The sequence below is a fragment of the Klebsiella sp. S69 genome (assembly GCF_016516145.1).
GTDB lineage: Bacteria > Pseudomonadota > Gammaproteobacteria > Enterobacterales > Enterobacteriaceae > Klebsiella > Klebsiella oxytoca.
In genome coordinates this window covers 1-8,122 of sequence record NZ_JACVUU010000046.1, presented here as the reverse complement: position 1 = coordinate 8,122, position 8,122 = coordinate 1, and the positions used below count along the sequence as shown (strand labels likewise).

The 8,122-nt window shown below is 43.9% G+C and carries 6 protein-coding genes; 3 read left to right on the top strand and 3 right to left on the bottom strand.

Annotated features, from left to right (window positions below):
- Window positions 1-148: 148 nt before the first annotated feature.
- Together IAE27_RS28715 and dcuC are read right to left on the bottom strand one after the other, a co-directional pair.
- Window positions 149-1,843: an NAD-dependent malic enzyme gene (locus tag IAE27_RS28715; protein ID WP_200093334.1), complete on the bottom strand. Its 1,695-nt coding sequence runs from the start codon at window positions 1,841-1,843 to the stop codon at window positions 149-151.
- A gap of 45 nt (window positions 1,844-1,888) precedes the next feature.
- Entirely contained in the window at window positions 1,889-3,262 is a 1,374-nt protein-coding gene (gene dcuC / locus IAE27_RS28710) for a C4-dicarboxylate transporter DcuC (protein WP_200093332.1), read from the bottom strand.
- 252 nt (window positions 3,263-3,514) lie between these two features.
- Between dcuC and IAE27_RS28705 the strand changes: the two genes are divergently transcribed.
- Window positions 3,515-4,399: a MurR/RpiR family transcriptional regulator gene (locus IAE27_RS28705; RefSeq protein WP_200093330.1), complete on the top strand. Its 885-nt coding sequence runs from the start codon at window positions 3,515-3,517 to the stop codon at window positions 4,397-4,399.
- A gap of 27 nt (window positions 4,400-4,426) precedes the next feature.
- On the opposite strand, the gene IAE27_RS28700 is transcribed toward IAE27_RS28705, so the two are convergent.
- Complete coding sequence (locus IAE27_RS28700) at window positions 4,427-5,806, bottom strand: adenylosuccinate lyase family protein (protein ID WP_200093338.1); 1,380 nt, start codon at window positions 5,804-5,806, stop codon at window positions 4,427-4,429.
- A gap of 422 nt (window positions 5,807-6,228) precedes the next feature.
- Here IAE27_RS28700 and IAE27_RS28695 point away from each other — a divergent pair, with 422 nt between their 5' ends.
- Together IAE27_RS28695 and IAE27_RS28690 are read left to right on the top strand one after the other, a co-directional pair.
- Window positions 6,229-7,275 (top strand): porin, encoded by a 1,047-nt coding sequence (locus IAE27_RS28695; protein WP_227685336.1) that lies wholly within the window; start codon window positions 6,229-6,231, stop codon window positions 7,273-7,275.
- Window positions 7,276-7,286: 11 nt separating this feature from the next.
- Window positions 7,287-8,060 (top strand): DUF4886 domain-containing protein, encoded by a 774-nt coding sequence (locus tag IAE27_RS28690; protein ID WP_200093328.1) that lies wholly within the window; start codon window positions 7,287-7,289, stop codon window positions 8,058-8,060.
- Window positions 8,061-8,122: the final 62 nt, after the last annotated feature.

Below are 8,122 nucleotides of genomic sequence, written 5' to 3'. Positions count from 1 at the left end.
TAACATAGCAAAAAAACAGTATGTTATCTGACGACTTCTTAATGCGACAGAACCACAATATTACCGTACCGATGAAAAATTAATTCTTTGGTTTACAAGAATGACTTCTAAGGAACAAAACGCCAACCGAAGTCGGCATTTTGAACAGTCAAAATGAAGTGCGCCGGTACTGCCGGTACTCGGGGTGCCAGAAATTAATCTCAACTTTCTCCCACAGTAACTCCTCTGACAGTTCTGAGGCGACCCCATCTCTCTGGGCTGCCTGCGCTACTCTAATTGCGATATTTTTTGTTACCATCTGGATATCAGAAATATCAGGTAGCAGGGGCCCAGAACCGTGAGCAACAAGGGGTGAATATTCCGCTAGCGTATTACTTGCCGCCATTAACATCCCTTCAGTCACTCGCCGTGCATTGCATATCAAAACACCAAGCCCTACACCAGGGAAAATATATACATTATTGCATTGTGCAATCGGATAATATTCCCCCTGCCACAGAACAGGATTAAATGGGCTACCTGTAGCGATAATAGCCTTACCTTCAGTCCATGACAAAATATCTTCAGGACGAGCCTCAATACATGAGTCTGGATTAGATAGCGGCATAATAATCGGATGCTGGCAATGCCGATACATTTCGGTTATCGCTGCCTCACTAAATAAACCCGGTTGACCACTTACGCCAATCAAAACTGTCGGATGAGCACATCGAATAACATCCAGCAAGCCACAAACATCATGTTCACACTGCCAGTCTTTCAGACCTATGTGTGGCTGGCATAACTGCTTCTGAAAAGGAAGAAGGTCAGTCATGTTATCCGTTAGCAGTCCAAAGCGATCGACCATATAGATGCGTCCGCGAGCTTCCGAGTCACTTAGCCCCTCAGCAACCATACGTGTAATAATCTGTTCAGCAATACCGCATCCAGCTGACCCAGCCCCAAGAAACACCACCGTTTGTTCACTGATGCGTCTCCCGGTCGCAATACTTGCGGCCATTAGCGCGCCAAGTGTTACCGCAGCAGTACCCTGGATATCATCGTTAAAACAGCACAGCTCATCACGATACCGCTCAAGTAGCGGCATCGCTGACTGCTGGGCAAAATCCTCAAACTGCAGTAAAACATCAGGCCAGCGACGTTTCACGGCACGGATGAAGAGATCAATAAATTCAAAATACTCCTCGCCGGTGATACGCGGATGACGCCATCCCATGTAAAGTGGATCGTTTAACAAACGAGAGTTGTTGGTTCCCACATCAAGAAAAATGGGCAACGTACATTCCGGGCTGATCCCACCACATACCGTATATAATGATAATTTGCCGATCGGGATCCCCATACCACCTATACCCTGATCGCCCAACCCTAAAATACGTTCACCATCAGTCACAACAATAACCTGGATATTCTGCCGGGATGCATTATGCAAAACATCATCGATGTTAAAACGGTCTTCCCACGAAATAAAAAGTCCTCGCGCACGGCGATACATCTCAGAAAAATGTTCACAGGCCAGCCCTACCACCGGCGTATAGATAATGGGCATCATTTCGGGTAAGTAATGCTCAACAAAATAATAGAACAACGTCTCGTTAATATCTTGGATATTACGCAAGTAGATATGGCGGGCAATATCCGATTTTATGTCCAGAAACTGCTGCCAAGCACGCTGAGATTGCTCTTCAATAGTTTCGACCGATGAAGGTATCAAACCATGGAGATTAAAAGCATCTCGTTCTGCTTTAGTAAAACCGCTCCCTTTATTCAACAAAGGAGCCTCCAATAATAGCGAGCCTGCATACGGAATATAAAGTGGCTCTTCTCTTGCTTCATTCAACATAACAACGTTCCTGTGAGTAAAATACTTCTGTACCTATACCTTTATTCAGAACATGACATAGTTGGTAACCAACATGGCGATAATGCCGCCTACTGCGGGAATCAGAGTCCGTCGTACAATGGCAAAGGGTGAACATTCTCCTGTCTTACTGACGGCAATAATAATCCCGGCAACAGGCGAAATAGAGCGGCCCATGCCAGCCATCATTTGCATCGGAAGGATCATTTTTACAGCACTTTCACCGAACTTCGCTGCTATGGAGGGGGCCATACCTGAGAAGGAGAAGAAAGCCGCAACACCCGAACCTGTGAGTACGGCAGTTACCCCAACCAGCGCGGCCATAACCAGCGTCATACTGGCAAAACCAAATCCTGCGTTTTGTACAGCATTCAATAAATAGTCTATTGCACCAATTTTTTGCATTCCCTGGGCATAAATATCGGCGCAAACCAGCAGCGAAACAATACTGGTAAACATGCTACCCATTCCTTTAAAAAAGCTCTGTACTCCCTTACAACTTGAGCGAAAATCTCGGGTCACTGCCAGTTCGCAGACAAAAGCCAGAAGTGTGCCGACGATCATAGCAGTAACGACATCCACCTTAATTGAGGTAATGACAAGCGGACTGAATACCAATACCAGTATGACAGGGAACACTGGCAGGATGGCGTAAAAAGTCGGAGCCCGACGTCCGTCATCTTCGGACGCGGTGAGTTCGGCGGATTGACCGGTAACAGAATGTCCTTCTTTTTTATCGTAATACTTTGCGGTGAAGTAAATCAGAACGGAAACCGTCAGCATCACGGCAATCGCAACAGGCATCTGATAGTGTGCAAAATAGACCGCGGCTTCCATCCCCGCATGCTTGGCGGCCAGATTGGCAGTCCCCACCGCTGGTCCCAAATCCATAAATGCGCAGAGACCGATCATTGCCGCCGCCGCGGCTTTACTTACCCCAAGGCGCACAAGAACAGGGAAAAACGTCACCAGCAGAAGCATTGCCAGCCCGGCTGCGCTGGAAATCGCCACATGCAGCAACTGAGCACAAATATATCCAAGCGCAAGAATCACATAGGGTGCTTTAATTATCTGCAGGGGACGGATGCAAACATTAACCATCGCATTCGATGCCTTAATGTGATCCATGTAACTGGCAAAACCACCCGCCGACATGATGATAAGACCTATCCCAGCCACTTGTGTGGCGAGAGATGCTTTGGCAAAAGCAAAGATATCGAGCCAGATGGATCCTGTCGATTTGGCATTTTCATAAAGAATGCTCTTTTCAGGATAAAATATCGCGGTGATAGTCAAAAGTAGTAGCCCGGCCAGCAAAAGGGCTGTCTGGGGCTGAACGTTCTTGATGATTAACCATGCAGCAATAATGGTAATCACAATAGCGATTATAAATGCAATCATCTATGATGTCCTTTTATGAAGCGAGGTAAGATACAGAAAATTCTTCGTTTTCGATTGTGAACTGTGTTTTGGATGACAATAGAATAAATTCCACATCACAGACAAAAAATGAGAAAATGCTTTTCCCACAACAAATTGTGCGCACGATCCCATAATTCAAACTCCTCACTATCATTGCATGATAGCATTACGACTTATCACTAAGAGTATGAGATATTGAATACTAGAATTAATCAGTCACGAGTTCATAACATGTCCATTAAATCTCCATTAACGCTGGAAAAATATAAATCTAATACAGCACATTTATCCGCCTTAACAGAATCAGAACAACGTTTAGATCATTATATACGTGAGCATTTTAATGAGATCCCCTATCATGGTATTGTCGATATTGCTCAAAACGCATTGGTCAGCAAAGCCACCATTGGTCGTTTTTTGAACAAAATAGGTTTCACCGGATATGCAGCATTCCGTCACGTAGTCGAAGAGTCCCTGGCGGCGCAAAAAATGATTTCACCGTATGAGTTGGCTACACGTACTCAAATTAGAGACAACTTAGCCACTGAACAGGTGGTAGCAGCGTTTAATGAAAATGTAACCACACTTTTTGAACGGTTCAAAGACAATATTGATATAAAAAGCCTTAATGAATTAATCAACATCATTCTCGATGACAATCGTAAAATTTTTGTTGTTGGCCCCTCATCATCACATGCAATGGCAACGCATTTCGTTACGCTCGTAAAATATTTCCGTGACAATGTGATATTGCTATCGCTCGATGCTGGCGAATTACCCAAATCACTACTCAACTTGTCTGGTGAAGATGTATTAATTGTTTTCTCATATTACCGATTCAATAATATGGCATTACGCATAGCCGAGTTATTTCGTAATAAAAAAGCTACTGTAGTACTGATAACAAACTCAGAATCCAACCCCTATGGGAAATTCTGTAACCTACAGTTTGTTTTACCCAGTGATACGCACTCCGTGTTTAAAAGCCGTATTATTGGATTTTCATTTATAGAGTTAACACTACATCTTGCCTATGAAAAAGGTGAAAGTGAAGGTAATTTTGAACAACTGGAAGAACTTTTCGTCTTCTTTGATACGTTCTCATCCGGCACCTGATTAGCTACCGGACGAACAAAAATAGTGTTAGCATCGCCCGACAATAGAGCTGGATAACTGGCTGTCAAATGCATTAATTACCTCATCAATTAAAGCATCGTTGCTACCAAGCCAGGCTTTTGGTTCACATGCCCGGAGGATTTCCTCTTCAGATAATAAACTTCTAATTTCCTGACAACCCATCACACATTCATACAGATCCTGCGATCCATCCACCTCTTTTAGCAGTTTTTTCAACAAATCATATCCCTCGCTACGCCCAATTTTTTCTGCCAGCTTCATTGATACTGATTCAGACATAATAAAGTGATGTGAAGCCGCAAAGTTGTTACGCATTTTTTCAGTGTCCACTTCCAAATGACGAATCAGGCGCTCACCGCGCTCCAGGCTGGTGGCGAGACAAAGAGCAGCTTCCGGCACCAAAGTCCAGTTCAGTACTCGAACCGAAGCAGCTCGAACATCATGCTGATCCAGAAGATTTGGTGCACCTGAAGCATACATCCAACCCATCCGGGACAGGGTCTGAATCATATTGCTTGCTCGTGGATTGGTTTTATGCGGCATCGCGCTGGAACCACCACCTCCTTCTCCTTCACGTAGCTCGGCAATAGGTGTGCGGCCCAACGTCTCTACATCGTTCGCAATTCGGCACAGAGTTCCATGGACAAGCGCGAAAAACTGTACAACTTCAACCACATTATCCTGGCTGGCATTCATGATCCCTGAGGGGCAGGATAAACCCAGTTCGCGCATCAAATTATTGCGGATAGCCAGTCCTTGTGCGCCAACCGATGCCAGATTTCCCACTGCACCACCAAATAAACCTGTCGTCGCCGTAGTGAACAGACTGTCAAGACGCTGCAAGTGTCGCGTCAGTTCCCCAAGATAACCACTGGCCTGTAGTCCCCAAGTAGTCGCTGATGCGTCGATAGAATTCGTTCGGGCAACCATTACACTACTTTTATGTTCGACAGACATTATTTTCAGTACATTTCCAAGACTAATAATCTGTTCCCGGAGTAACGTCAGCGTCTGGTTAAGACGCATCGCCAGAGCCGTATCCAGAAGGTCCTGCGTCGTACATCCCCAGTGGAGATATTTTTTTACCATAGATGAACCAGTATTGGCAATTTGGTCGATAAGCGGCTTTATTGGCATACCAACGATTCGTGTTTCTTGTGCCAGTCGGTCCCAGTCAAGTGAAATAGTCCGGCAGGTCTCAGCAATATCATCCGCCGCCTGCTGTGGAATAACGCCCAGTTGAGCCTGCACCAGGGCGACTGTTGATTCAAACTTTAACCAACAGCTAATCAGATTTTCATCCGACCAGATAACCTTCATTTCCGCTTGTGTAAAAAGGGAAGAATAGAGTTCTGAATCGAACACCGAACTTTGACTACCTCGCATCATAAACTCCTATAGTGGTTACGATCGATAATGACTCAATAGCAAATAGCGTCATTTTATATTCTTTCTTAAGTGACATTAATTGTGCGTCAAATAGTTCGCTGACAAAATGGGAAAATCCATTTCCCGTAAAGCCTATGCAGCAACAGAGTAAAAATGTGAGCAACTTAACAAATTTTGTTATTAGAGTAAAACACAGGATCGTCAATTGAAAATTTTAGTTCATGCACTATCTATAAAATGAAGTAAAAACGCAACTATCGAATTAACTTGTGTTTAAGATCACAATTTATCATGAGAAAATATTTTTCCCATTTATCCATAAACTTTTTAAGCTTAAAAGTATCACAAGCAAAAAAACGAAAATTAAATCATTACCACCACCTCTGTTATCAATACGCTTTCTCTGGATCGAGGATTTTATGGATATTAAAACAAAAGCAACAATAGTCATCATCTTAATGACTGTCAGTTACACTGCCTCTGCGATGAATGTTTATAAAGATAAAAAAAATACTCTTGATATATATGGGCGTTTAGAATGGCAGCTAGCACATGGCGATGCCTCATTTGCGGAAAATGATTCTCGCAGCCAACTCAGAGGTCGCCTCGGACTATATTTAACCCGTCAGTTAGACCTAATCGATGATACAAAAATTGTTGGTCGTGTAGAATGGCAGGTCAGGACAGAGAAAGACGATAACAAAACTGGAGATAAAGACCTTGACGTTCGTTATGCCTACGTGGGCCTTACCCATGCCTATTATGGCGAATTAATCGGCGGGCGTACAAAAAACCCACTTTATCAGGTCATGAGAATGACCGATCGCTATAAAAACTTTACGCCAAATATTTACAGCTATGGTATCACCACAATAGATGACTCTTACCAGTTTAACCGTCAGGACGGTACCTTTCAGTGGAATGGCGAATTTGATGGACACCAGATACAGCTGGCATACGTGATGGGGAACGGTAACAGCGATAACGACGCTCTGGGTTATGGGATGATGGCCAGCTACAGAAAAACTTATAGCATAACCGGCCTGAAAATAACTCCAGCTATTGCCGCCAGCGAGTATAACCGTAAAGACGGCGTTAAAACGACGGATGGCAGGAAAAAGCATAAGCAATTTTTAGGCGGACTTCAGCTTGATTATGGCGATATTTCTCTCGCAACAACGGTGGGTAAAGTCACTATTGAAAGGGATAATAAATCAGATAATGACTATACAAGTTTCGATTCCTTAGTTTCATGGAATTATCAAAAACTGAGATTTTTAGGAGGATACAGCACGCTTAATGAGGACGACAAGAACATTGCTGAGCGTAGAGGATGGCGTGCTGAAACGCAATTAACACTGGCGAAAGATACTTGGTTATCTCTGACTTATGTCAAAGAGCTCGCCAATCAAAACAAGAAAACCCATGACGATGCGATCATTGCTGGGCTTCGTTACGACTTTTGAGGATACAAAACATGAAAAAAACACTTTATTTTCTGACTGGTTACCTGTGTCTGACAACGATTGCACATGCTGACACTACTAGAGCCACTTCCCCTCAGGAAGTAATGAGTGGTGCGAATAAAACCGTTGCACTATATGGGAACTCCTATACCCATTACAACAACAACGTAAATACCCGTCTGCGCGATCTCGCACGCTCACTATTACCCGAAAAAAATGCCGAAGGTTACTCATATCGTGGAATTACCATCTCAACAGGACACTTAGGATGGCATATCCCAAACTTGGAGTTTCAAAATACGCTTCAGAAATGGGATGTGGTCGTATTTCAGGGAAACTCAACCGAGGCTATTTCCAAAAAAGCCACAACCCGCGAGTATTTTACGCAATCGGCGATAAAAATGGCAGATATTGCGCATAAAGCGGATGAAAAGGTCGTCTGGTTTATGACGTGGGCAAGTAAAAATAAACCGGAGCAGACCGAAAAGCTGGAAAAAGCCTATCTTGACATTGCCCACCAAACGAATGGCTATATTGCTCCTGTCGGCCTTGCATTTGCAAAGTCACTTCAGCGTAATCCGGAAATTAACTTATACCACAGCGATGGTAACCATCCCTCGCTGGCAGGAACTTACCTGACAGCCTGTGTTTTGTTTGCCACGCTCTACAATAAGTCACCGGTAGGTGGGGCTCTTCCTGTAGATAGTGCTATGAACGAAAAAACAGCCCGCGCACTACAGCAAACAGCATGGGATGTGGTCGTTAACTTTCGTCAGAAACAATAACCTGAAGGGGCTCTGTCGCATTAAGAAGTCGTCAGATAACATACTGTTTTTTTGCTATGTTA